This is a genomic window from Pseudarthrobacter sp. P1 (assembly GCF_050156935.1).
GTDB lineage: Bacteria > Actinomycetota > Actinomycetes > Actinomycetales > Micrococcaceae > Specibacter.
Map to the genome: position 1 here is coordinate 108,510 of NZ_CP189586.1, position 23,032 is coordinate 131,541.

Here is a 23,032-nt window from a genome sequence, read left to right on the forward strand (position 1 = left end):
ACCAGGGCGGCGACACACAGTGTGGCGCCGGCGATGAGAAGGGCAACCGGCATGGTCACCACCGCCCCGTGTGGGTGGTGGGTGTGCCAAAAACGGCGGGGGAAACGCTGATGCCCAGGTCTGCAAATTTGTCGGCAAAGCGTGGTCGGACTCCCGTGGGAACGGATTTGCCCAGCAACCGGCCGGACGGGTCCGCACCGGCCGAGTAGTCAAAGACGAACGCATCCTGCAAGGTGACGATATCGCCCTCCATGCCCTGGACCTCGGTCACATGTGTCACGCGCCGGGTGCCGTCGCGGAGGCGCGAGAGTTGCACTATCAGGTTGACCGCCGAGGAAATCTGTTCGCGGACGGCCCTCAGTGGCAGGTCCATGCCGGCCATCAACACCAACGTCTCCAGGCGGGCCACGGCGTCGCGAGGTGAATTGGCGTGCACCGTTGACAGCGAGCCATCGTGTCCGGTGTTCATGGCTTGGAGCATGTCCAATGCCTCCCCACCGCGGACCTCTCCGACCACGATCCGGTCAGGGCGCATGCGCAGCGAGTTGCGCAAGAGGTCGCGGATCGCGATCTCGCCCGTACCTTCAATGTTCGCCGGCCGGCTCTCCAGCCGGACCACGTGCTGCTGCTGGAGCTGCAGCTCCACTGCGTCCTCGATGGTGACAATCCTGTCGTCGGCGGGGAGGAAGGAGGAGAGCACATTGAGCAGGGTTGTTTTTCCGGTGCCGGTGCCGCCGCTGACCAGGATGTTCAGCCGGGCCTTCACGCAGGCGTCCAGAAGCTCGGCCATTTCCGTCGACACTGTGCCGTAGTCGATCAGGTTCTGCACAGTGAGTGGCACCTTGCTGAACTTGCGGATGGTCAGGGACGGGCCGTTGACGGCCAGCGGAGGGATCACGGCATTGACGCGGGACCCGTCTTCAAGACGGGCATCCACCATGGGCGAGGACTCGTCGATCCGCCGGCCCACCCGGGACACTATCCTTTCGATGACCCTGCGCAGGTGTGCGTCCGTGGAGAATTTGGAGTCCGTCAATGACAACTGGCCGGATCGTTCAATGTAAATCTGGTCAGCCCTGTTCACCATGATCTCGGTGACGGTGTCGTCGTCCAGGAACTTTTGCAAAGGCCCGTAGCCGAGAACGTCGTCTTCGATTTCACGGATGAGCCGGCGGCGCTCCTCCGGCGACAGCGGAACCTGCTCCGCGTCAATGACATGGCTCAGTTCCTCCCTGGCGGATTTGTGCAGGTCATCCTCGGTCAGGTTGGGGTCCGTCAGCCGCCCTCCCATGCGGTCAAAGAGCGCTTCGCCGGCACGGTGTTTGAGGCCGGCCAGGGCATCCCCGATACCGCTTTGGCCCGGAACAGGTCCCGGCGCGGGGACCGGGACGGAATCCTCTGGATTGGTGGGCGGCGTTGCGGGCCCCTCCCCGGAAGGCATTCCTCTGGCTGTGTTCAACCTGTCGTAGAGGCTCATGACACCACCACCCTCCGATGAAGCTGTCGATGGGCCTTGACGCCCCATTCCGGGTCGAAACGCTGAACCAGCTTTTTCAGCCCCCTGGCTGCCGCATCCCGGGCCCCATCCTGAAGAAGGGGTATGCCCCGGTTGGTGGAGAAGGGCAGGGTGGCCGAGTGGGGGATGACCACGTCCACAGGAACCCCGATGGTGGCCTCGACATCCTGGATGTTGATGCCGGCGCAGCGGTTCGCGAAATTGAGCACCACGTGGCGTCCCTGTGGAACCAGCCGGAGTTCATTGAGGATCCCCAGCCCGGTGCGCAGACCCCTGATGCTGGGGATGTCCATCCCCACCACCCAGACAACATCTGTGGCATATTCCAAGGTGGCAAGCGCCAGCTCACCGAGACCGGGGGCGGTGTCGACGACGACGTATTTGAAGCCCGAGGCCAGCTGCGCAAGGAGCCTGCGGATCTGGTCGCCCGTCACGAGATCCGCCTCCTGCGGGTTCTTTGGTGCACACAGCGCGTAGATGCCGCCGGGGTGAACCGTCAGGAATGCCTTGAGCACCATGGCATCGTTCGCTGCGGCGCCGGTGACCGCGTCAACCAGTGTGTGCTCGGGGTCCAGCAGGAGCCCGGAGGCGACGTCGCCGAACTGCAGGTCCAGATCGACGACGACGACGTTCATCGGGTCCACCTTGCCCAGACCGACGGCGAGGTTGGTGGCCACCGTCGTCTTGCCCACACCCCCCTTGGGCGACATGACGGCGATGATGCGCCCCGTCTCATGTTCGGATTCGCCCTGGGAGGGCAGCCCGCGGCGGCGGCCAGCGGACGAGAGGCATGCCCGTTCCAGCAGGATGCGGATGGTTTCGCTGTCAGCCAACGGGCTGACAATGTCCCGGATGCCGGCGCGCATAGCCGACAGGACGAGGTCCGGCGACAAGTCGGCTGCCAGGATCACGCTGATTTCCGGGAACTGGAGGTCGGTGATGGTGGCGAGTTTCAGTGCCTCGTCGGTGGAGACGCCCGGCCCCAGAATGATGACTTCCGGTGGCTCACCGGTCTGCTGGCGCAAGAGGTCATGCGGCCCACCATTGAGGGCCGACTCCGGAAGGGTCTGGACTGTGCCGCGAAGCCCGCCGGCCACGGCTTCGCGCACGCGCCGTTCAAAGTCGGCTGCCGGGGTGATGATGATAAACCGGCTCATTTGAGGACTCCGTCCTTGTGCAGCGTATCCGTGGAATCCGTGGGGGTGTCGGCGTTTTCCTTGGACAGGTAGATCTTTCCGAACTCCATGCCATGAATGGTGTGCGTGGCGTCGGCGCCGGACTGCGCCACGGTCACAAGAACCAGGGTGGTGGAACCGCTCTTTTGGCCGTTCTGGTCCGACCCGCTGGATGGGGTGGCTGCACCGCCATCGACCCTGGTAACCAGGACCTTGCGGAATTGCAGCTTGGTGGCCGGGTTGTCCTGCGAGCCGGGAGCGACGCCGGTGTTGTAGGAAATGAAGATCCCCACGGTGTCTCCGGCCTGCAGCTGGCCACCGATCACACGCTCGGGATCAAGCTTGAGGGTGACCTCCTCCAGACCTTTGGGGACCGGAACCTGGTTGGGGGTGGTCAGCGCCGTCGGATCCACCAGCCGGGACTCCATCAACTGCTCGCCGGGGACCAGGGCCACGCCGGCGACCTTTCCGGTGAACTTCGACAGGTCCTTGACGGCCCCGGCGGGCACCGCCGCCTGCGGGAAGGACTGGGTCTTGACCAGTTCCTTCAGCTTGTCGATGGTGGTGCCGACGGGAACGGGCTGCTGGACAACCAGCACGTCCACGGGATTCATCCCGGCTTGTGCGCGGCTGTCCGCGGCCTGAACGTAGGTGGAGAGCAGAACTATGCCGACAATGGCCAAGACCAATGCGGCGACGCCCCCCAGTAGGCGTGTTTTCACGATGAACTCCTTACTTGGTCAGGGCCACAAAACGGCCGCCGAGGTCCGGTCCGCCGGGTGTGAATCCTGCGTCCATGGACACATATTGGACAAACTTTCCGATGATGCCACGACAGCCGCCGGTGCAGTTAAGTGACGATGGGGTCAGCCCGGTGTTGTGAAAACTCAGTGGAGGGCTGTTGTTGCCGCCGGAGAACTTCCAGCCGAGCACCTGGTAGGCGGCGAATCCGCGGATGTGGAAGGTGGCGTTGGCGCCGTTGCCGGTTGCCTGGTCATAGACGGGAAGTAGGACGATTGCGGGGTTGCCAGCATTGATTTTGGCAACCCAGCCGTTCAAAACACTGTCGCAATTGCCTGGAGGGGAATTGCCGGGCCGGCTATCGGCGATGCCGCCATTGGCGTTGATGTTGATGGTGGCCTGGCACAGCCCCGAGTCCTGCACCAGCCAGCCAAAGCCGCCGGGCACAATCAGGCCGGAGGTGCCCCGCTGGCAGGTATGCGCGGGATCCGTCATATGGTATTGGAGCAGCTGGATTGTTCCGCTGAGATCAAACTGGCAGTCAGAAAAGGTGATGGGGAATGCGGCGGGTCCCGCCGAGGGGCCGCCATAAGATGCCGTGGCCGTGGCACCAACATTGGCGGTGCTGATGCCGAAAATGTTGGCAAAGGCCAGCTGGATGGAATCGTGGCCCGCGCCGTCCCGGCTGGACGTATTGACCTTAACGCTGCCGGCGGTCGGGAAGGTGACACTTTCCACCTTTGAGGCCCCGTCGTTCGAATTCGAGTTGGCCATGGACCGGGCATCCGCCGCGTAGTTTCCGCAGGCGCCCTTGGCACAATTGTTGGCGACGGCCAGGGCCGCCGAGTCGGCACCATTCTGCAATTGCCCACGTTCGGCGTACATCATGCCGACGTCCACAGCGATGGCCCCGAAGCCCAGCAATACCACCATGAGGATGGCAGTCACTACGGCAGCAGCTCCGCGCTCATCGTCCCTGATCCTGGTCAGCCGCCGCATTGCATGACTCCTATGCCGGTGACCTTAGGTGCCGCAAAGGGGAGGTAGCCCGTCATCCACTTGAGCTGGTTCATCACTTTGACTGTCACCGTCACGCCCGCCGCACAGACTTTGCCTGTGCTGAAGCTAACGGTGGCCGTGGTGCCGGCGGGCAGGCTTGGCCCGGCCGCGAGGGCGACACCCGCCGCCTTCGCATCGCTGTATCCCGTCTGCGAATAGTTGACTGCCACGTATCGCGCGCCTTCGCGCGCCGCGTTGCTCGCCGAGATCTGCACGTTGTACGCGCGACCAAACTCCATGATGCCAAGCACCAGCAGCAGCAACACCGGCAGCAGGAGCGCAAACTCCACCGCAACGGCGCCGCGTTCGGAATCCCTGGATTTCATGTCCGTCACCTCTCCCAGTAGAAAGCCAAAGTGGCGGCCCCAGAATCCTGGAGCCGCCACCAGGGCGGATCGGAATGCGTGCTACATGTGGATGGAGGCGGCGATGCCGTTGAACAGCGCGAGGAGGTTCCCGCCGAGGAGCGTGACACCTCCGATGATGGCAACGGCGATGAGGGCGACCATGAGGCCGTACTCGACGGCGGTGGCGCCCTTTTCCTCCCCGCCGAGGCGGTTCTTGACGCCGGCGATGAAGGCCATGGTGGAGATCATTACTGCGTTCATTGTTCAATTCCCTTCGTGCATTCGGATAAACACCGAATATTCGGATAAGAACCGAGTTTCCGCTGCCCCCAGAAAGGCGGTCTTGGAAGTTCGATAACTAAGAGATACAGGTCACTTGGAAAGCCGGGCAACACTCGTTTATTGCTGGAAAGGCCAATTCACCACTCTAAAAAATGTGGCACCACTCGCTTTTTGACCAACCGAGTACTTGGGTGACCACTCGGTTCCTCGCCTAGGCGCACAGTGCGGGGAGCATAAAATGTCCTATTTCTTGTCCGAACAGGACGGCCAGGATGGCGCCCGAAACCATGGAGGGGCCGAACGGCACGGCGGTCCTTCTGCCCGCCAGTCCAGCGATCACAAGGACACCACCAGTCACAGCACCCACAAGGAACCCAAGGAACATGCCCAGCATCAAGGGCTCCAGGGCGAGGTAAACCAAGTAGAGGCCAAGTACCGCGGAGTGCTTGACGTCCCCCATTCCCAGTCCGCGTGGAGAAATAAGTGCCAAGATCAGATACACCACGAACATGACGGCCACCCCGGCGGCGCCCAGCACCAGATTTCCCCACCGGCCCTGCGCTGCGGCATCCACAAACAGCAGCGCCAGGCCAACCAGGAAGGAGGGAAACACCAAGGCGTTGGGCAGCAACCGGTGCTGAAGGTCGATCCTGGACAGCACAACGCCGGCCACCGCGAGGTAGAGGAGCGCCGGCAGCGTCCAGGACAGGCCGAACTGCCAGGCCATGGCTCCAAACAGGACGCCGGTGGTGGCGGCCACGGCCAGGCCATTACTGCGCAGGTGGCCAACATGCAGCTCGGGGAGCAGTCGGCGGGCGGCTTTCTCCGCAGCCAGGCCGGCCAGCAGCCCCGCTGCCGCGCAAAGGACAATAGCTGCGACGCTGGCAGGATATTCGGTCGTTGGTGCTCCCATTCTGGTTGGTGCTGGCACATTGCGGTCGCCCAAGAGCCGGTTGCTGAACGTTGGATCTAGAATTACGTCCATTCGATGCGGAAAATCCGGTCAAAAACTGAAAAGAAAAGAAATGTTGCATAGGGGTGCGTGGCGGCACTAGTGTTCACACCACCAGCTTTGGACTTTATCGGGGCAAAAGAGATTCGCCTGGCTCGACACCGTCCACACCAATCCGCCACCACTCACCGAGGGGGTTGAGCTCGATGTCAATCCACAAACCGACTCCATCGAACTTCCTCACCATTGCCGAAGTGGCCGATGCCATCCGCCTGTCGAAGATGACCGTATACCGGCTGGTGCAATCGCATGAAATAGCAGCCGTCCGCTTCGGCCGGCAGTATCGCGTGCCCGAAGAGGCTGTTGAAGAATACATCCAGCGCTCGACCCTGGCGGACGACGAGCGGCAAGCCTAGCCTCGGTATTTCATGAGGGTGTGGCCGGACTGCGTGCTTAAAGCCTGAAAGGTGCCTCTGAGGCGAATTCCAGGGGTCGATGCAACACCCGAGGTCAGCTGGCTATCAGTAAATCACGAAGTGACTCGGCCGGGGTTTTCCAGCCGAGTGTTTTGCATGGTCGGGCGTTGAGTTCCTGGGCGACGTGTTCCAGGTCCTCGGGCCCGTAGGCGTTCAGGTCGGTGCCTTTGGGGAAGTACTGGCGTAACAGCCCGTTGGTGTTCTCGTTGGATCCGCGCTGCCAGGGGCTGCCCGGGTCGCAGAAGTAGACGTCCACGTCGGTGGCGATGCTGAAGGCCTTGTGTTTGGCCATTTCGACGCCTTGGTCCCAGGTCAGGGATCCCCGCAGGTGCGCCGGCAGGGTTCCCATGGTCTGGATCAGCCCGTCCCGGACCGATTCGGCGGTGTGATCGACCGGCAGGTGCACGAGCATCACGTAGCGGGTGGTGCGTTCGACAAGCGTCGCAATCGCCGACTGGTTGTAGGTTCCGGTGATGTAGGGTCGGGCCGGAGCGCGACACCGGGATTGCTCCTGGCTCGTTTCTCCGACCCGCCCTCCGCACCGGACGTGCGACTCTCATCGCATCCGGCGCTCCACGGATAGCCACTCAGACCATGCTGGCAGCCCATGGCGTCGGGATATTGTGTCCTCGCCACCGATACCGTGTTACCGGGATCGTCGCGGCGTCGAACATGGTGACTCCCTCGGCCTGTGGCTGGTTCCCGGGCCTCCCTGTCAGGAAGCGCCGATAGAGTTCCCGCCACGTAATGTGCGGGTGCCGCTTGCGAATCCATTGGGTCACCCGATGCCAAATGAACGCATCGAGATAACCAAAGGTCGCCTTGGAAACCCCATGACGGAAATAGTTGCACCAGCCACGCACCACCGGATTCGACCGGCGGAGCAGGACCTCCAGCGAAGCATGCTCCGCTCGACGTGTCAGCGCCCGCACCTTCCCAAGAATCGTCAGCAAGGACTTCTTCGACGGGTAGGTGTAGACGCCCATTTTCTGGGTTCCTTTTGGCGCATAGCCTCGGGCGGTGTGTAATCTCACTACATCGTGGACAGTGAATCTCACCTCTTCGTGGACACCGGGTCTCAATACTTTGTATGTCCTGTCTCAGCACATCGTGGACACACGATCTCATGACATCGGAGACACGATGTCTCACCACATCGGAGGCACTTCTGTGGGTGGGTTGGCGGTGATAGTCATTGAATGACGAATTCTCTTTCACCCCAGGCTCGCGCCGCCATCATCAACTACGATCCCCTGCAGCCTCATGCACTGTCAGTCACGGAGTTTTGCCGTTCGGTCAAGATCTCCCGCAGTGTGTTTTACAAGATCCGCCGCCGTGCTGTCCATGAATCCACGGCGGCCCTTCATCCACGCTCCCGTGCACCCAAGACTCCTGCTCGCAGGTATGGCCCCGTGGTTGTCAACGAGTTGGTGAAGATCCGCAAGCAACTTAAATCCGATGGCTGGGACTATGGCCCACGCTCGATCTATTACGAAGCGAGCCTGCAGGACGGGTTCCCTGGCGGGAAGGTTCCCTCCGTCGCGACGATAGCTCGCCTGCTGGCAAGCGTCGGCCATGTCGACGCCTCACCAAGGAAACGCCCAAAGTCCTCGTACATCCCGTTCGTGCGTGCCACCGTGATGTCGCTGTGGCAGCTCGATGCCTTCGAGTACCGGCTGGCCAGCGGACAGACCGTCACCGTATACCAGCTGCTCGATGACGCTTCCCGCTTTGATGTAGGCACAGAGGCATATACGCGCCACGAGAACAGTGCCGATGCCAAGGACGTCCTCGAACGGGCCATCACCGCCTATGGTGCACCCAAGGAGTTGCTATCGGACAATTCGCTGGCGTTCAACCAGCTGCGGGCCGGCAGGATCGGTTCCGTCGAGATCTTCCTCGCCTCCAAGGGCACCATGCCGATCAGCGGGCTGCCGGGCAAACCCACCACTCAAGGCAAGAATGAGCGCTCCCACCAAACGCTGCTGCGATTTCTCGACGCGCATCAGCCGACCACGCTCGAGTTGTTGAAGGCCGTGATTCGCCGGTTCCGGGACCACTACAACAACCGCCGTCCGCATCAAGCCCTAGACGATGCCACACCCCGCACGGCGTGGGACCTGCTGGAACATACACCCGCCACGGAGCCGATCCCACTATCGGTCCTGGAAGCGAAAGCCTCACAATATTCGCAGGCCCGCGCACGCCGCCAAGGCGACCTTGATCGGGCAGCACTGACGATCTCGAAGACCGGGGACGTCCTGCCCGATGAAAACGCCCAGGACAGGACCGCAGACCAGTCGCTCGTGGACATCACCCGTGCCAACCGGCAAGTCTATTACCAGGGCTTCCACGTCTCGTTGCCCATGACCTACGCCGACCGCCAGTTCTACCGGACCATCACCGACGACTCATTCCTGCTCACCGATCCGGCCACCGGTGAAATCGTGTTCTCCTTCCCCCTGCCAATGATCGCGCTGAACGTCAGGGACCGCTACGTCGCTGCTTACTCCATCCAAGGCGTTGAGCTCGCATACTCAACACAGCACTGGGACCGTAAATGCGCGCAGTACGGAGAACAATTTGCACAACGCCAGGAAGAACAGCCCGAGGTGATGGCCGCTCGGTAAGCACACGCACAGCTACCGGCATACCGGTGCCGGTAGCTGTGTACAAAGTATTGAGACCCGGTGTCCACGAAGAGGTGAGATTCACTGTCCACGATGTAGCGAGATTACACACCAACTGCCCAGACAGATGCTACCGCCCGAGGCTATGCGCCACCTTTCTTCAATCTCTGCTGGATGTGAAAACCAAGAAAATTGAACCCTTCATCCAAATGGCAAACCCGGGACTTTGCCACGGAAATCTTCAACCCCAACGGGGCGATGACCTCCGCGACTTCGTCCCAGAGCGCCTCCGCATGGGATTTGGCACCTGCGACCATGATCACGAAATCGTCCGCAAATGTAGAGGTCCGGATTATGCCGACTTCGGAGTGTGTTTCCGCTTGATGGCAGGGTTTCTGAGATGGTCTGGTCGGCATAATCCGTGAAGCCGGGTTTGTGTTTTCCTGATGGATAGGCCGTCATGGCGGCGGTCTGTCTTGCGGAAGGACCGTGATGGAAATCAAGGTCAGCTTTGCCCGGCCTGTGGGGCTGGAGGATTTGTTGGATGAGTATCGCCAGTGGTTGCGTGAGGAACGGGGTCTGGCGCCTGAATCGGTGCGTTGCTATGCGCAGCAGTCAAGGAACCTTCTGGCGTCGTTGAGCGAACCGGTTGGTCCTTCACTGGGTCCATTGGAGCCCGTGGACATCATCTCTTACGTTGTTGGGGTCTGTCACGGACCGGGCAGCCGTTAAAGCGCGAAGGCGCACGTGACAGCGCTGCGCAGGCGGCCTACGCCGCGCACCGTGCCGAACGCGTTGACGCCCTGCTTACCCAATGGGCAGACCAAGCGACAGGCACTCAGGGCTGATCCTCCCCGCACCTACGGTGGTTTGGCCGAGGGTCGTCACGGCCCTCGGCCAACTCCTCGAGAACCGGGGAGCATTCCCTCAGCTGCCGCACACATGAGCCGCATGGAAACACCAGACCCCCGCATCGACGCGATCATCGCCCACACCCCGTACCTGCAACTCCTCGGAGACGAAACGATCCAGATGGTGCTGACGGCCGCCGAGGCCACCGGCCTCATCCCCGAATCCCGCCGCGAGGTCAGGTACGGCATTGATCGGCGCCCCCATGGCGGGGACGTGGCCGAAACCTACACCAGGGAAAGCGCGGTGGACATGATCGCGGCCGGCTCCGGTGGCCCGGCTTCCATCCGCGGCCCGATCGTTACCCGCACCGTCACCACCTACCGCACCCGCTATACCGACTGGGTGCCCGCCACGGAGTCCGAGGAGAGCCATGTCTAAGCCGCGCATCAAGGCCGCCGTCACCGTTCCGGGCACGGATCGCCACGCCAACCCGCTGACGGAGAGCCTCGCCGCCACCGTTCCGCAGGTGTCCCGGCGCGCCCGCGCCTACAATCTTGAAGACGACGGGGCCTCCGACCTTTCCCGCCGGAAGCGGGCGGCGAAGGACTCTGCAGCCAACCGCAGGCAGTTCATCGCCGCCATCGAGCAGCGCCAGGCCGGCCAGGGACCCTTTCCTCCCCGGGACCCGGAGGTTGCCGCGCGACTGATCGACGCACACCGCCAGGTGATCCGGGCCCACGAAACCCAACGGGACGCCGCCTCCCCCGCCGCGAACATCATTGCCCCGGTGGCCCGCCGGGTGGCCCGCGAAGACCGGCGCCGCAAAAACAAGACACCCGACGGTGGCCGGCAGTGACGACCGAGCGGGACATGCTGGATTTGCTCCTGGCCCGGTATACGAACATCCGCCGCGGCACACTCACGGATCGGTGGGTCCGGGCCGAGCACGTGAAGTCCGGCATGGGCTACGCGGGCGGGCAGCGGATCGTGGATTTCATCGCCGCGGACAAACACCCCGGCGGGTCCTCGGGGTCCGGCCTCGCCCTTCACGGCCATGAGGTGAAAGTGTCACGCTCGGACTGGCTCACCGAACTGCGCGACCCGGCCAAGGCCGACACCATCAAACGCTTCATGCACCACTGGTGGCTGGTCGTCCCCGACACGTCCATCGTCAGGCCCGGCGAACTACCCGAAGGATGGGGCCTGTTGGTGATCGGAGCCAACGGGAGGCTGCGCGCCAAGGTCTCGGCTCCCCGGCTGGATCCGGTGCCGGCACCGCTGCACTTCACCATCTCGCTGATGTCCTCGGCGGCACGGACCGCTCACCGGGAGCCGATGCGCAGGGACGCCCCGCGCGTGCCGTTCCAGCGCCGGATGCGATGTGGCTTTTGCGGCACCATCTCCCCGTGTGCGCTGCATCAGCAACGGGCCGGCGCGGCCCGGCTGGAGGCAGCCTCGTAGAAGCCGCCGCCCGCTCCGGCTTCCCTTGGCTGGGCTGGATCGCGCAATTCGAGGGCGGTTTGTTACTCCACCGCGCCAGGCGGTTCGAACACCGGCTCGCCCTCGACTCTGGCTTCGCAGCGAAAACCGATCCGGTGATGGAGGATATCGAACCCGAAATCGAATCCGCCCTCAACTTTGATCTTTGCGTGTCTGCTCTCGGTGTGGGCCACCGCCTGTGCCGTGGCAAACTCACGGTGCACCTGCCTGCGGGTGAAGGCGCAGTAGAGCATGCCTGCCCCAATGGATATCAGTGCCCCGCCAACGAGAATGGTCATGGGCTCGTCAAGGAGGATGACATCAATCGTCTCCTTGCCGATTCTGAGCGTACTGGTGAACACGCTGCCGGGGTCCTCGCCCTCACCGACCAGAGCCTGCTCCACAACCGAGAGGAGCTCCTCGAGTGTCTCGCCGTCCACCACCAGACTCGTGTCATTGTTCTCTTCGTAGGATTGGATGACGTCGCGGAAGTTTCCGCTCCCCACCGCCATCGTCAGCTCCGCCGGGCCCACGCCAGGGATCCCCACCACATGGCCATCAAAGACCACGCGGTCATTGTCCTGGCTGATGGCCAGCATGGCGACAAGTCCCGAGGACCTCAGCCGGTAGATTGCAAACGCCTTTGCGTTCTCCCCATCGATCATCATGCGACCAGAGTAGGCCCGCTGAGGACGACCCGCCAGAGGCCCGAATCAACCCGGGGTTCGGGACGGCGGCTGCCCGGTGAGGTACACCCTGAACCGCACTGGGTTTTGTAGAGACTCGGTTTATGCAGTCTGCGATGACAGAATACACGCTTTTTGATGGTTGGTTTCATATTCCATTGGCGGGATGTCGCCGATCCCGGTATGCAACCGTTCGGAGTTGTACCAGGTGACCCAGCGCGCCGTTTCGGTCTCGACCTGCTGGCATGATTTCCATGTCGTGCGCCTGTTCCGGTCGATCAGCTCGGTCTTGTACAGACCGATTGTTGACTCCATCAGGGCGTTGTCGTACGCGTCACCCACGGTGCCGATGGAGCCTGCCATCCCGGCGGCGGCGAGCTGGTCCGTGAGCATCACGGAGGTGTACTGGCTGCCGGCATCCGAGTGGTGGATGAGCCCCTCCGGGGTGAACCCCGTCAGCGTCCTCCTGCGCACCGAGAGCGCCTGCGCCAGGGCGTCGGTGACCAAGACCGTCTCCTTGGACGTGGAGACCTTCCAGCCCAGGATCCGCCGCGATGCGGCATCCGTGACGAACGACACATAACAGAACCCTGCGTAGGTCCATACGTACGTGAAATCGGCGACCCAGATCCGGTCCGGGACGCCTGTGTCCCAGCGGCGGTTGACCCGGTCCGGGAACCGGGCCGCCGTGTCGTCCCGGCGCGTGGTGAACGTCTTGCGCCCGCCGCGCAACACCCCGTACAACCCGGCACGGCGCATGAGCCGGGCGACCTGGTCGCGGCCGACACGGTGGCCGTCACGGAGGAGTTTCTTCCACATTTTATGCACTCCATACACTGAGAAATTGGCGGCATGAATGGTCTGGATGACGTCGGTCATCAACTGGTCCGAGACCGCCCGTTTGGACGGGCCGCGGCGGGTCGCCGCGTAGTAGGTCGAGGGGGCAATTTTGCAGCCGTGCTCGGTGAGCACGGTGCAGATTGGTTCGACGCCCCATCGCAGGCCTTTGGTGTCTTTACGCCCCTTGTGGGCCGCAATGAAGGCAACTATCTGGTGTGTGGCCGGTCGATCTCGGCCGCGAAGAAAGCCGAGGCCGCCTTCAAAATGGAATTGGCCCGGCGCAGTTCGGCGTTCTCCCGGCGCAGCTTCTTGACCTCTTCGCTTTCGGCGATTGTTGACCCGGCCCGGGTGCCGTTTTCGATCTCATGCTGGGCAATCCAGGGCCTCATGGACTGCTCGCTGATCCCCACCAACCCACTGACATGCCGCCTCGAAGCAGCCCCTGACTCGGCAGGCATTTCGCCCCGTCGCTCCAGGTACAGGCGCACCACACGGGCCTTGGTTTCCTCGTCAAACTTCTTGCCACTGGCCATGACTCTATTCTCCCTGTGAGGTTGGAGTCTCCACCAAACCCAGTGCGGTTCACCCGGAGCTCCGCACACATGGGGTCCATGAGAACCTTTTTCGGCTACGTCAAAGCACCAGAGCGCATGTTCAGCACCGGCCCTTGCGGTGAAGTCGTCTTTGCTCCGATCAACAATGCCTATGGCACCATCCACCCAATGACAGCACCTGGCAGGGGTGATTTTGATTGCATCCTGGTCCTTGAAGATGGTGAGTTCTTCCAGGTTCTGGAGGAGCTGGACAAGTCCGAGGGACGCCAGAGAAGTTCGCCGGCCGGGAACTTCCTTCACTATCCCGACGCCTATCGAGCCGCCCACGGCCTGGGCGTCCAAGGCGGCATTGCCCGCATCGTCATCAAGAGTCCCGCCGGCCTGAATGAGATCACCGCCATGGACGCCGATGGTTCCATGGCGGTGATGGAGACGTCCACCCTGTGGGGCACCACCTACCTGGAACGGCGGGCACAATTCCCCAGCCGCAACCCATCTCCACACGGGGATGTCTAGCCCGCGACCTGTGGGGCGTCCCGGCGTGGGCAGGGGCAGTGTTGGCTCCGCACACATGAGGTCCATGCCAAGAGAAACTGAGTACACGCCCCGGGACCGGGCCCTCGACTCGATTGTCCGGTCCATCGCCTCCCACCAGCCCGTCAAGCGGGAGGGCCAGGTCGGTTCGACCTGCCGGAACCCCTTCTGCCGTGGCGTGATCTTTTTGACCCTGAACGACCGCTACCGGCACCAGGCCGTCGTCCTGGCCAACGACCTCGACAACGAGCGGGACTTCGCCCTCACCTGCGTCCGGGCGGACGCTGAAGAGGACGGTGTGGCAGTACCGGCGGACATCCTTGCCAAGGTCGCCGCCGAACACCTCGTACTGGCGCCCGCCACACCCAACTCGAGAGAGACCACCCAGGCCTGAGATCCACCTACCGCGAAGTCATCCAGCACACCCTCCAATTCTCGGAAGGTCCGGACGCCGGATCTTTCTGTGGGGACCGTGACGCGCGCCGTCGAGTCGATCCATCATCAAGGACGGGATCAGCCGCCGCCACGAGCCCACCATGTGCTCAGCCTCGTCATGGACCGCCAGGTGCAGCTGCTCATCGCCGACGAAGTGGAGGTTGCCAGTCACACCAGCCATGACGTGGTCATCGCCCACTACCGGCAGGTGAGCGGCGACACCACCAGCCACCTGTCCTGGCGCAAAGCCCACACCGACCCGAAGGACCGCCGTGACTACCACCCAGTTGCATGTCAGCAGCCGAAGCTCCTCTGCGATCGAATACGCCGCTGTCATCACCCACCCAGACGGACAGGATCCTTATCAGGTCTCGCTCGTCTTCCCGATGCCGCGCAGTGCCCGCACCTGTCCTGATGCCGGCCCGGGCACCCCCACCCGGCCGTTCAGCTCCACATGGCGGGCGAGGCACCGGTGCTGTGGACGACCCGAGTTCCCAGCCAGCTTCCCGACGAGATCAACGAGGCCGTCCGGGGGCTCTATGCCGAAGCTGTTGCCATCGAGCACCGCTGGGCCATCCTGGAGAAGGTCCCGCCGGTGCGCGAGTCCGTCGTGAAACAATTTCGCACCGTCGATGAGGAGGCCACCGTGGAGGAGATCCGTGATGCGGCCCTCGGAGCCATCGAGGCCCTGCGCCAACGCGGGGAGTCGGTGCTGGAGTTCCGGCCCGGCCTCACCCCGGTTGACCGGGCGCTGGATTTCATCGACGCGGCGGTGTGATCGGCAGCGGTTCGTAGTAATGTCAATCATAGGCAGCACTATCGTTATTACTGATTAATATTCTTGACACAAAGAGGCTCAAAATGTCCAGAACACCGATCCCCGTGGCTCGCGCGCTCCAGAAGGTCGGATACTCGTTTTCAGCCGCCCGGAAATTACAGCGGATCACCTCCTCCCAGCTTGCCGACCGCGCCGGCATCTCCCGTGCCACCCTCAGCGCGCTCGAGCATGGCGCCGGCGGGACAAGCATCGAGAACCTGTTGCGGGTGGCGCGCGCACTGGGAATCATGGAGAACCTTGTTGCATCCTTGGACCCCTACAGTACGGACGTCGGCAAGCTCCGGGTGGATGAAATCCTCCCTCAGCGCGTCAGGCATGACCAATGACCGCCATAGACGTCGTCGTCGACGTGCGCGGTGTGTCCCAGCCCGCCGGCACTCTTTGGGTGCACCACCGGGGCGGACAAAGCGCCACCTTCCGCTACCTGGCCACCTATCTGGCAGATCGCAAGGCCTACGCCCTTGACCCGGCCCTGCCGCTCTCCACCGGCGTGTTCCAAACCCGCCCCGGCCAGGCCATGTTCAACGCTTTTTCCGATGGCGCCCCGGACCGCTGGGGGCAAAACCTGCTTCGACGTGAAGAGCGCGAACGGGCAAGATCCGACAAAACAACGCCGCGGACCCTGACGCCCGCAGACTTCCTTCTCAGCGTCCGCGACGACGTTCGCCAAGGATCGATCAGATACCGCGACCCAGCGGACGGGACCTTCCTATCCACCCATCCGCGGGCCGTGCCGAAGCTCGTGGACCTGGCCCGGCTCCTGGGTGCGGTGGACCGGCTGGATGCCGAATCCCCAGTTGACCGCGACATCCGAGACCTGATCGATGCCGGAGGCTCACTCGGCGGTGCACGCCCCAAAGCCGCAGTGACCATGCCCGGAGGAAAACTCGCCATCGCAAAGTTTCCCCGTAAGGGGAGCGACGAATGGGACGTCATCCGCTGGGAGAAGGTCGAGCTCGACCTGGCATTGAGAGCCGGGGTCACGGTTGCCTCGGCGCAGCTCATCGAGGCAGGTGGACGGCCCATCCTTCTTGTCGAGCGATTCGACCGAGCCGGCGACCAACGGATCGGCTTCTCCAGCGCACTGACCATGCTGGAGGCCACCGACGGTGAACGGAGAAGCTACCTTGAAATCGTTGAAGCCATCGAAACCCGCTCGGTCCAGGCCGGCGCTGACCTTGAAGAGCTGTTCCGGCGGATCGCGTTCTCCATCCTGACCGGGAACACCGACGACCATCTGCGCAACCACGGATTCCTTCGCGACGATGGGCGCGGCGGCTGGGCGCTGTCCCCGGCCTACGACCTCAACGCGTCCCCTCATTCGCCCGACCGCCTCAGCACCACCATCGAGTTCGACGACGATTCGGCCAGCATCGACCTGCTGATGTCGACCTGCGGCTATTACCGGCTCAAGCCTGGCCGAGCCAAAGAAGTCATTCGCCAGGTCGAAGACTCCACCCGGGAGTGGGCCATCCTTGCTCGGGACGCCGGATTGTCCAGGGATGAAATCGACCTCATGGCTCTTGCCTACGATGGGACCCAGCGGAAGACTGCAGCGGCTATGTAGGCGGTGAGGCTTTCAACCGGGTCCACACACATGGGGACCATGAAGACCCTGTCGAGCACCTACATCCTGACCCAGCCGACCCAGTTCCGCGTCACCGAAATCACCGGCGATGCCGAGATCCACTACATCGGCATCACCTATGACAACCACTACGGGGACAGGCCGTTCACCCGCTACGTCGAGTCCTACAGCTACGAAAAGGAGAGCTTCCCGATCATCGGGTGCTACCTCGTCGAAGCCCTGAACGCCGACGGGTCGCTGACCCGCGACGAGGAAATCGTCCCGCCGGCCGAATTCCGGGCTCGCTTCCAGCCGACCCCCGACCCGGAGGCGATCGGCTGATGGCCGCCATCCTCGGCCCGAAAGCAGGTCACGGAACACCGGCCGCAAGGTTCGCCGGTGTGCCCGTCACGATCAACGGCACACCGGTGCTCTAGCCCTTCAGGGCCTCCCCCGGCGACCCGCTGAGGCGCACGGCCGAATGGAGTGTGTCGGCGGCCCGCGGGCTGCGCTCCATCCTGATCGAGGAAAGGTTGGACAGCTGACCGTCGCAGAACGAGATGGCTTCGTCGAAATCGCCGGCTCCGAGCGACAGTACGCACCGGTGGCTGGTGCGCGGGCCTGGCGCCGCTGAAAGGCGCCTCCTTGGAGTCGCTGCCGGGGAGGGAACATGGCCTTGCCCTACACATGGGGTTCATGAATCCAGAATCCTCAGAGACCGGCCCCTACAACCTGGAAGTCCGGACTGCGGCCACCGCCCTGCTCGGGCACCTCGGCGTGGACGGTGGCACCGCCCCCGACGCGACCCCCTCGACACTGTTCTCCATCTGGGGGAACGCCCAGGAGGACATCAGGGAGGAGATTGCCCGCGAATGGCCGATGCACGCCTTCGTCCTGCGCCTCCACGACGCGCAAGGACTCGACGGATTGCGCGAAGTCGTCACCGGCTGCAGGGTTTGAAAGGAGCACCATGAAGGCACGAGTCAAGGCCGCCATGGAGGCGCATCGGAAGCGTCTCGACTTCATCGACAACCACTTCCGTGACGACACCAGGTTCGCCCAGGAATATGCGATGGAGGACGCGCTCCAGGCCGCGGACCTGATCACCTTCTCCCCGGCCACCATTGAGCTCGCCGCCGCCGCATTGTGGGACCAGGCCCCGCCCGTCAGGTACGGTGTCCGCCCCAACTGGGCCGCCGTGAAGGACGACCCTGACTGGGCACACCCGGTGGGATCCACCCGCAACGATGCCAAGCTCGTCACCAAGACCCTGCAGGATGCCGCATCGGAGGCCAGGTGATGGCCGGTGCGGATTTGGGTGCGGCCGAGTCCGTTGCCGTGACGGTTCTCGAAGTGAACGCCTCGGTCCTGGCCGAGCACAGCTCCTATGCCTGGAACAAGGCGGTGACGCGCGTACGCTGCAACGCACCGGGCTGCGGCACCGTCCTGGAGGCCGCCAGCACCGACGAGGCAGTCCTGGTCTTTGCCCGCCACCAGGCCCAACAGCTTCCCGTGCCTGCGCCTTCTGCGGAGGCGAGCGAGCCTGTGGCGACGAAGCCGCCGGCCGGACCTGAAACACCTGAACCGGAGACTGCTCCGGAACTCGTCATCGAACCCGTAGGAGAGCCCGTGGTACCCACTATTGCCGAAGAAGCCGCAGGCCCGGTAGCGGATGCGCCACCCGCAAAGGCCACGCGCCGGAACACCAAAGCGTTGACCGCGACGATCGCTGAGCTCAGAAAGGACGACCGGGTGCTGGCCGCCTTCAGCACGCCCCGCTACGGGTCCTTCACGATCGAAGGCACCGTCCTCCAGGGCGGTGCCGGCCAAGACCGCAACCAGCTCATCGTTGGTGGCTGGCTTATCAATACCGGCGAACGTGCGTCCAAGCATCTTCAGGAGCTGACGATCCTTGCTGAAGCCGGCCAGAACCCGTTCACGTTCGAGCCGGTCCCTCCGCTGCCCGAGCACGTGGGTATCGGCTGATGTCTCCTTGGTGGGCGCTCCGGACATCGACCGCGAACTGGCGGCACCCCAGACACACCCCCACCGAGCAGGAAAGGAATCCCGCCACCATGGCTGAGGCTAAAACCACCCCCTACCTCACGGGCCCTGGCTGAACCTGGTGGGTTCCTGCCAGCCTTGCAACTTCATCAAGGCCGACTTCATGCCCAAGGAGCTCGGATGGGTGCTGCAGCTACCCCAACGGCCCTTTACCCTGCGGGTGTAACCGTTCTGAACTGTCTCCGATCTCCTCCCACAGCCCAGGCCAACATGGCAATGGCTCCACCGCTGTCGCGGCCACCACCGCCATCAGGGCAGCCGGGGAGGGTGCCTGGCACTTCCGCACACATGAGGGGCGCAACACCTTCCCCCTCACCAAGGAGACCCCATGCCTGGCACGGCGCCCGTCCAGTCCGCTGCTCCGTCACCACTGCCGGCGCTGACGACCCCGTGCCACGGTGAACCCTTGTCCATCGGCACCCGCTTCGAATCCTCCAGCTATTACGGCACCGACGTCGTCGATGGCATCACCTGCCCGGCCACGGGCTAAGTGAATAGTTGGAACCCGGACGGCTCCGTCGATTACGACCAGGCTGCGTTCGGCTAGGCTGCCAACCTCCACCCGGAGCATGCATTAGGCTGCCGGACAGACCATCATGCACCACCCACCGAACACCGACAGAAACGGAACCCCACCATGGCCTTGAGCCTGACCAAAATTGAAGCCACCGCACCCGCCCTTCTCTCCCTGGCCAAGGAGGCGACAGGCGCCCTGGCCCAGGCCGGACTGACCGGGCACACGGCCAAGGTGGCCTTCGTCCTGGACCACTCCGGCTCCATGGCACCCCATTACGCCTCGGGGGCGATGCAGCGGTTTGCCGAAAAGGCGCTCGTGCTTGGCACCCAGTTCGACGATGACGGCCAAATCGACTTCTTCGTCTTCGACACGAACGCCGACTACCTCGGGGAAATTTCCTTGGACAACTACAAGGGCTCCGTTGACCGGCTTCGCAAGGGCCGGAGGATGGGCACCACCAACTACGCGGCCGCCTTCGACGCCGTCCTCCAGCACTACGGCTTTACGCCCTCCGCCCAGGCACCGAAGCGTTCACTGTTCGGGCGCCTCAAGGGCAACACCCAGGCCCCGCTGACCGCTGTGCCGGTGCAGGAGCCCGTCTACGTCATCTTCCTCACCGACGGGGCCCCAAATTCCAGGACCGAAGCAACACAGGGGCTCATCAAAGCCTCCGAACACCCCGTCTTTTGGAAGTTCATCTCCATCAGCACCGAACCCATCCCGTTCCTGGAAAAGCTCGATGAGATGCCCGGACGGGTCATCGACAACGCCAACTACCAGGACGTCGCCAACGTTGACACCCTCAACGATGACAAGCTGTTCCGCATCCTGCTGGAGGAATACCCGGACTGGCTCAAGGCTGCCCGGGCCGCCAACCTCGTCGCCTAGACCAGCGGCCGCCGGGAGGGGTCTGCCTTCCCGGCGGACATCACGGTGGCACGGGCCGGCAAGAAGGATCGGCCCGTGCCACCCCTCCATCTAGCACAAGCTTCGCGTCGTAGCTCCCTGGCTCATCGGGCTGGGGAGCTATTCGCTGCCCTCCGCACACATGAGCGGCATGAACGCCAAGCACAACGCCGCTGAAAACGCCGCGAAGAGATTCCGCACCGAAACCGCCGACCACGTCATGGAGGTCGCCCTCGACCAGGGCCTCTACCGCCACCTGCGCTTCCGCAACCCCGGCACCGGCTTCTGCTGGTTCGAGATCATCACCACCCCGGGACAGCTGACCATCCGCGGCGACATGGGCACCTACGTGTTCGCGCGCACCGAGGACATGTTCGCGTTCTTCGAAGGCAGCGGAGGCCGCACCAAGCCCTCGTACTGGGCCGAGAAGGTCCAGGCCCAGGACATCCACAGCCCGGTCCTCGAGTATTCCAGGGAGCTCTTCATCGAGCACGTGCTGGAAGAATTCTGGGACAGCCGGGAGAACCTGGAGGACGCCCCGGCTGTTTGGGCCGAAATCCGCGACCAGCTCCTCGATGACGTTTACGGGCCGGCAGGAGATGAGACGATAGCGATCACCGCCGCCATGGAATTCAACGTCGGCGGGTTCGAGTTCTACGATGTCACCGACTGGCGCCTAAAGGCGTACAACTTCCACTACCTGTATTCGCTGCACGCCATCGTCGACGGCATCCGCCGTTACCGCGACCACGTCCTGTCCCTCCAGCTGGCCGAGGCGGCGTAAGGACCCTCCGTACTGAGATCGCAACCCGGCTCTTCGAGTTCGACCACTTCGCCTACCGCGGCGCCCCACTGGACGTCGCCGTGGATAAGCTCCAGGACATCCTGGCCTGGCCTGGACCCCGCGTGCTGACGACTTGGGAGGAGCTCAACTCTGAGGAGGCGTTCGAGGCACTCTGCATCATGCCCTACGGCGGCCCACTCCGTGTCGCGGTCTCCCGCTCGAACGCGGTCAACGACTGGCACGAACCCGGCATCAGACCGGCCTTCGCCCTGATCGACGGCGCGTGTTGACCGGCCCCGGAAAATCCGGACGGCCCGCCGAATGGTCGCCGTCTCCTGGGTCTTCACCGCCGTTGCCCTCCTCGTGACCCGGGGCTGGTTCGGCCTGATCTTCCTCGCGATCCTGGACGACGCTGCGCCACGCGAATTCTGCGCCAAGGGTTACATCCTCAGCCCGGCGAAGACGCCCGTTGGGTGCGCACCGACCTTGTGTTGCGGCTGAACATCCGCGACGAGGCCAGATCCCGGAGAAGCAAAAGCCAGTATCGGACTCTCTATCCGCGCGCAAGACCGGGCCATAGAATGCGGCCAGCGGTCCTGCCGGATCCGCCAGCACCGTCCCAGCGGTTACCGGGTGGGGCTGAAATATATTCCACTTCTGATGAACGGATCATATGGAAAAGCTACGAAAATCCGTCGCCGCTCTCGCGGCTGTTGCGGCCATCCTGTTGGGAGGCGTGGCACCCGCCAACGCCGCCACCGCCAACGTCGACGGCTGGGTCTACGTTGTTGTGAACAATTCGGCGTGCGGAAAGACCAACAGCGCTCAGGTTCGCGGAATCTTGGGCAGCGACACCACGTCCGGGTGGACCCTGACTCGCTGGGACATGGGAGACAATATCATCTACCCGCGGGTTCGGCTGGGGACCTCGAACAGCCTCTCCCTGCAGGTCCGGTGCTACAAGTGGTCAGGGGCTGTGTGGATGCCAGTCGGGTTCACCACGGTCGTCGGGAAGTTCACCCCGACAAGGACCGGGCAGGCCTTCTGGGTTGGCTAGCAACCGACACTGACGCCGGCTAAGCCAGCTCCGTTCCACGGTTCCACAACGCCCTCATCATCCGGTGAGGGCATTGTCGTGCCCCGCACACATGGGCCCCATGACGCCCACCCCCGATTCCCGCGCCAACGGCATCTCCACCCGCGACTACTGCATGATGCTCCCCCTGCAGCGCCTCAGCCACGAGGCCCGGGGTCTGCTCCTGCTCCTCCCCGCCACCGGTCTGGTGGCCGTCCCCTACCGGATGGAAAAGGGCGGCGGCTGGACCGTTGTGGTCATCGACGGCGGCGCCGTCTACCGCCGTGGCGGGCACAACCTGTTCGTCAGCCGAGACGAAATCGAAACTGCCCTTGAACTGTCCGTCGGCGACCCCGTCGACACCCGCGTCGTCCACACCCGGGAGGAGGCGGACACCCTCTCCGCCGGGGACGTCATCCTCACCGCCGCCACGCTCCCGGAGGATGGCGGAGCCTGTTTCACATCCGGCCGGGCCTGGCGCAAGGAGATCCGCAACGGCGCCACCGTCTGGACCAGCTTCCTGTGCGAGCCCTTCACCACGGATCAGCTCCGCGAGGACCAGTTCCCCGCCAAGGTCATCGCCGCCGGCGTCCGGGACACGGGACACGCCCGAGCCTAACGTCTCCCCGAGAACCTCGCCGAACGGTTCCTGGCCCGAATCACTGCAAAGGACACACCTTGACCGAATTGATCGAAGTCCGCGACGGAACGACCTTCCACCTG

33 protein-coding genes and 2 pseudogenes are annotated in these 23,032 nt (G+C 63.5%); 23 read left to right on the forward strand and 12 right to left on the reverse strand.

Annotated features, from left to right (window positions below; translation table 11 throughout):
• Nucleotides 1-55: 55 nt before the first annotated feature.
• The 7 genes from ACQCSX_RS22415 to ACQCSX_RS22445 all read right to left on the reverse strand — a co-directional run bounded on the left by ACQCSX_RS22415 (nucleotide 56) and on the right by ACQCSX_RS22445 (nucleotide 6,033).
• Nucleotides 56-1,477 carry a CpaF family protein gene (locus ACQCSX_RS22415; protein ID WP_427019315.1) on the reverse strand — a complete coding sequence of 474 codons (1,422 nt, stop codon included), beginning with the start codon at nucleotides 1,475-1,477 and terminating at the stop codon, nucleotides 56-58.
• Complete coding sequence (locus ACQCSX_RS22420; protein WP_427019316.1) at nucleotides 1,474-2,673, reverse strand: AAA family ATPase; 1,200 nt, start codon at nucleotides 2,671-2,673, stop codon at nucleotides 1,474-1,476. The genes ACQCSX_RS22415 and ACQCSX_RS22420 overlap by 4 nt, the downstream gene beginning before the upstream one ends.
• Nucleotides 2,670-3,413, reverse strand: a complete 744-nt coding sequence (gene cpaB, locus ACQCSX_RS22425) for a Flp pilus assembly protein CpaB (RefSeq protein WP_427019317.1) — start codon at nucleotides 3,411-3,413, stop codon at nucleotides 2,670-2,672. Before cpaB ends, ACQCSX_RS22420 begins: the two co-directional genes overlap by 4 nt.
• A gap of 10 nt (nucleotides 3,414-3,423) precedes the next feature.
• Nucleotides 3,424-4,431: a TadE/TadG family type IV pilus assembly protein gene (locus ACQCSX_RS22430; RefSeq protein ID WP_427019318.1), complete on the reverse strand. Its 1,008-nt coding sequence runs from the start codon at nucleotides 4,429-4,431 to the stop codon at nucleotides 3,424-3,426.
• Nucleotides 4,419-4,817: a TadE/TadG family type IV pilus assembly protein gene (locus ACQCSX_RS22435; RefSeq protein ID WP_427019319.1), complete on the reverse strand. Its 399-nt coding sequence runs from the start codon at nucleotides 4,815-4,817 to the stop codon at nucleotides 4,419-4,421. Before ACQCSX_RS22435 ends, ACQCSX_RS22430 begins: the two co-directional genes overlap by 13 nt.
• 81 nt (nucleotides 4,818-4,898) lie before the next feature.
• Nucleotides 4,899-5,099, reverse strand: a complete 201-nt coding sequence (locus ACQCSX_RS22440) for a Flp family type IVb pilin (RefSeq protein WP_427019320.1) — start codon at nucleotides 5,097-5,099, stop codon at nucleotides 4,899-4,901.
• A 232-nt stretch (nucleotides 5,100-5,331) separates the two neighbouring features.
• Complete coding sequence (locus tag ACQCSX_RS22445; protein WP_427019321.1) at nucleotides 5,332-6,033, reverse strand: prepilin peptidase; 702 nt, start codon at nucleotides 6,031-6,033, stop codon at nucleotides 5,332-5,334.
• Nucleotides 6,034-6,278: 245 nt separating this feature from the next.
• Between ACQCSX_RS22445 and ACQCSX_RS22450 the strand changes: the two genes are divergently transcribed.
• On the forward strand, nucleotides 6,279-6,488 hold the full coding sequence (locus ACQCSX_RS22450; RefSeq protein WP_427019322.1) for a helix-turn-helix domain-containing protein: 210 nt from the start codon (nucleotides 6,279-6,281) through the stop codon (nucleotides 6,486-6,488).
• A gap of 94 nt (nucleotides 6,489-6,582) precedes the next feature.
• Here ACQCSX_RS22450 and ACQCSX_RS22455 read toward each other — a convergent pair.
• Together ACQCSX_RS22455 and ACQCSX_RS22460 are read right to left on the reverse strand one after the other, a co-directional pair.
• A pseudogene (locus ACQCSX_RS22455) lies at nucleotides 6,583-7,008 on the reverse strand (IS30 family transposase); the annotation flags it as partial.
• Between the two features lie 127 nt (nucleotides 7,009-7,135).
• Nucleotides 7,136-7,534 carry a group II intron maturase-specific domain-containing protein gene (locus ACQCSX_RS22460; RefSeq protein WP_427019323.1) on the reverse strand — a complete coding sequence of 133 codons (399 nt, stop codon included), beginning with the start codon at nucleotides 7,532-7,534 and terminating at the stop codon, nucleotides 7,136-7,138.
• Between the two features lie 213 nt (nucleotides 7,535-7,747).
• Here ACQCSX_RS22460 and ACQCSX_RS22465 point away from each other — a divergent pair, with 213 nt between their 5' ends.
• Nucleotides 7,748-9,178, forward strand: a complete 1,431-nt coding sequence (locus ACQCSX_RS22465; protein ID WP_427019324.1) for an integrase core domain-containing protein — start codon at nucleotides 7,748-7,750, stop codon at nucleotides 9,176-9,178.
• Nucleotides 9,179-9,321: 143 nt separating this feature from the next.
• Here ACQCSX_RS22465 and ACQCSX_RS22470 read toward each other — a convergent pair whose 3' ends face one another.
• Nucleotides 9,322-9,594 (reverse strand): reverse transcriptase domain-containing protein, encoded by a 273-nt coding sequence (locus ACQCSX_RS22470; RefSeq protein ID WP_427019325.1) that lies wholly within the window; start codon nucleotides 9,592-9,594, stop codon nucleotides 9,322-9,324.
• A gap of 76 nt (nucleotides 9,595-9,670) precedes the next feature.
• Here ACQCSX_RS22470 and ACQCSX_RS22475 point away from each other — a divergent pair, with 76 nt between their 5' ends.
• The 4 genes from ACQCSX_RS22475 to ACQCSX_RS22490 all read left to right on the forward strand — a co-directional run bounded on the left by ACQCSX_RS22475 (nucleotide 9,671) and on the right by ACQCSX_RS22490 (nucleotide 11,491).
• Nucleotides 9,671-9,910: a hypothetical protein gene (locus tag ACQCSX_RS22475; protein WP_427019326.1), complete on the forward strand. Its 240-nt coding sequence runs from the start codon at nucleotides 9,671-9,673 to the stop codon at nucleotides 9,908-9,910.
• Between the two features lie 219 nt (nucleotides 9,911-10,129).
• The gene (locus ACQCSX_RS22480; RefSeq protein ID WP_427019327.1) at nucleotides 10,130-10,468 is read left to right on the forward strand and encodes a hypothetical protein; all 339 of its coding nucleotides are present in this window, start codon (nucleotides 10,130-10,132) and stop codon (nucleotides 10,466-10,468) included.
• Nucleotides 10,461-10,886, forward strand: coding sequence for a hypothetical protein (locus ACQCSX_RS22485; RefSeq protein WP_427019328.1), 426 nt, complete (start codon nucleotides 10,461-10,463; stop codon nucleotides 10,884-10,886). The genes ACQCSX_RS22480 and ACQCSX_RS22485 overlap by 8 nt, the downstream gene beginning before the upstream one ends.
• A gap of 14 nt (nucleotides 10,887-10,900) precedes the next feature.
• Nucleotides 10,901-11,491: a hypothetical protein gene (locus ACQCSX_RS22490; RefSeq protein ID WP_427019329.1), complete on the forward strand. Its 591-nt coding sequence runs from the start codon at nucleotides 10,901-10,903 to the stop codon at nucleotides 11,489-11,491.
• A 62-nt stretch (nucleotides 11,492-11,553) separates the two neighbouring features.
• Here the strand turns inward: ACQCSX_RS22490 and ACQCSX_RS22495 are convergent, their stop codons facing one another.
• Nucleotides 11,554-12,177: a hypothetical protein gene (locus ACQCSX_RS22495; RefSeq protein WP_427019330.1), complete on the reverse strand. Its 624-nt coding sequence runs from the start codon at nucleotides 12,175-12,177 to the stop codon at nucleotides 11,554-11,556.
• Nucleotides 12,178-12,297: 120 nt separating this feature from the next.
• Nucleotides 12,298-13,568, reverse strand: a pseudogene (locus ACQCSX_RS22500) (IS3 family transposase).
• 78 nt (nucleotides 13,569-13,646) lie between these two features.
• Between ACQCSX_RS22500 and ACQCSX_RS22505 the strand changes: the two are divergent.
• The 17 genes from ACQCSX_RS22505 (at nucleotide 13,647) to ACQCSX_RS22585 (ending at nucleotide 22,928) form a co-directional block, all read left to right on the forward strand.
• Nucleotides 13,647-14,105, forward strand: a complete 459-nt coding sequence (locus ACQCSX_RS22505; RefSeq protein WP_427019331.1) for a hypothetical protein — start codon at nucleotides 13,647-13,649, stop codon at nucleotides 14,103-14,105.
• Nucleotides 14,106-14,169: 64 nt separating this feature from the next.
• Nucleotides 14,170-14,517 (forward strand): hypothetical protein, encoded by a 348-nt coding sequence (locus ACQCSX_RS22510; protein ID WP_427019332.1) that lies wholly within the window; start codon nucleotides 14,170-14,172, stop codon nucleotides 14,515-14,517.
• A 69-nt stretch (nucleotides 14,518-14,586) separates the two neighbouring features.
• On the forward strand, nucleotides 14,587-14,973 hold the full coding sequence (locus ACQCSX_RS22515) for a hypothetical protein (RefSeq protein WP_427019333.1): 387 nt from the start codon (nucleotides 14,587-14,589) through the stop codon (nucleotides 14,971-14,973).
• A 57-nt stretch (nucleotides 14,974-15,030) separates the two neighbouring features.
• The gene (locus ACQCSX_RS22520; RefSeq protein ID WP_427019334.1) at nucleotides 15,031-15,336 is read left to right on the forward strand and encodes a hypothetical protein; all 306 of its coding nucleotides are present in this window, start codon (nucleotides 15,031-15,033) and stop codon (nucleotides 15,334-15,336) included.
• 83 nt (nucleotides 15,337-15,419) lie between these two features.
• The gene (locus tag ACQCSX_RS22525) at nucleotides 15,420-15,722 is read left to right on the forward strand and encodes a helix-turn-helix domain-containing protein (RefSeq protein WP_427019335.1); all 303 of its coding nucleotides are present in this window, start codon (nucleotides 15,420-15,422) and stop codon (nucleotides 15,720-15,722) included.
• Complete coding sequence (locus ACQCSX_RS22530) at nucleotides 15,719-16,963, forward strand: type II toxin-antitoxin system HipA family toxin (RefSeq protein ID WP_427019336.1); 1,245 nt, start codon at nucleotides 15,719-15,721, stop codon at nucleotides 16,961-16,963. Before ACQCSX_RS22525 ends, ACQCSX_RS22530 begins: the two co-directional genes overlap by 4 nt.
• A 39-nt stretch (nucleotides 16,964-17,002) precedes the next feature.
• Nucleotides 17,003-17,305 carry a hypothetical protein gene (locus ACQCSX_RS22535; protein ID WP_427019337.1) on the forward strand — a complete coding sequence of 101 codons (303 nt, stop codon included), beginning with the start codon at nucleotides 17,003-17,005 and terminating at the stop codon, nucleotides 17,303-17,305.
• A 354-nt stretch (nucleotides 17,306-17,659) separates the two neighbouring features.
• Nucleotides 17,660-17,923: a hypothetical protein gene (locus ACQCSX_RS22540; protein ID WP_427019338.1), complete on the forward strand. Its 264-nt coding sequence runs from the start codon at nucleotides 17,660-17,662 to the stop codon at nucleotides 17,921-17,923.
• A 10-nt stretch (nucleotides 17,924-17,933) separates the two neighbouring features.
• On the forward strand, nucleotides 17,934-18,263 hold the full coding sequence (locus ACQCSX_RS22545) for a hypothetical protein (RefSeq protein ID WP_427019339.1): 330 nt from the start codon (nucleotides 17,934-17,936) through the stop codon (nucleotides 18,261-18,263).
• A complete protein-coding gene (locus ACQCSX_RS22550) occupies nucleotides 18,263-18,949 on the forward strand; it encodes a hypothetical protein (protein WP_427019340.1) in 687 nt (228 codons plus the stop codon). Before ACQCSX_RS22545 ends, ACQCSX_RS22550 begins: the two co-directional genes overlap by 1 nt.
• Before the next feature lie 406 nt (nucleotides 18,950-19,355).
• On the forward strand, nucleotides 19,356-19,517 hold the full coding sequence (locus tag ACQCSX_RS22555) for a hypothetical protein (protein ID WP_427019341.1): 162 nt from the start codon (nucleotides 19,356-19,358) through the stop codon (nucleotides 19,515-19,517).
• Between the two features lie 147 nt (nucleotides 19,518-19,664).
• Nucleotides 19,665-20,432, forward strand: a complete 768-nt coding sequence (locus ACQCSX_RS22560) for a VWA domain-containing protein (RefSeq protein WP_427019342.1) — start codon at nucleotides 19,665-19,667, stop codon at nucleotides 20,430-20,432.
• A 169-nt stretch (nucleotides 20,433-20,601) separates the two neighbouring features.
• Nucleotides 20,602-21,234 (forward strand): hypothetical protein, encoded by a 633-nt coding sequence (locus tag ACQCSX_RS22565; RefSeq protein WP_427019343.1) that lies wholly within the window; start codon nucleotides 20,602-20,604, stop codon nucleotides 21,232-21,234.
• An 80-nt stretch (nucleotides 21,235-21,314) separates the two neighbouring features.
• Nucleotides 21,315-21,524, forward strand: coding sequence for a hypothetical protein (locus tag ACQCSX_RS22570; RefSeq protein ID WP_427019344.1), 210 nt, complete (start codon nucleotides 21,315-21,317; stop codon nucleotides 21,522-21,524).
• 31 nt (nucleotides 21,525-21,555) lie between these two features.
• Nucleotides 21,556-21,735: a hypothetical protein gene (locus ACQCSX_RS22575; protein ID WP_427019345.1), complete on the forward strand. Its 180-nt coding sequence runs from the start codon at nucleotides 21,556-21,558 to the stop codon at nucleotides 21,733-21,735.
• A 172-nt stretch (nucleotides 21,736-21,907) separates the two neighbouring features.
• A complete protein-coding gene (locus ACQCSX_RS22580; protein ID WP_427019346.1) occupies nucleotides 21,908-22,291 on the forward strand; it encodes a hypothetical protein in 384 nt (127 codons plus the stop codon).
• 100 nt (nucleotides 22,292-22,391) lie between these two features.
• Nucleotides 22,392-22,928: a hypothetical protein gene (locus tag ACQCSX_RS22585; protein WP_427019347.1), complete on the forward strand. Its 537-nt coding sequence runs from the start codon at nucleotides 22,392-22,394 to the stop codon at nucleotides 22,926-22,928.
• Nucleotides 22,929-23,032 lie beyond the last annotated feature (104 nt).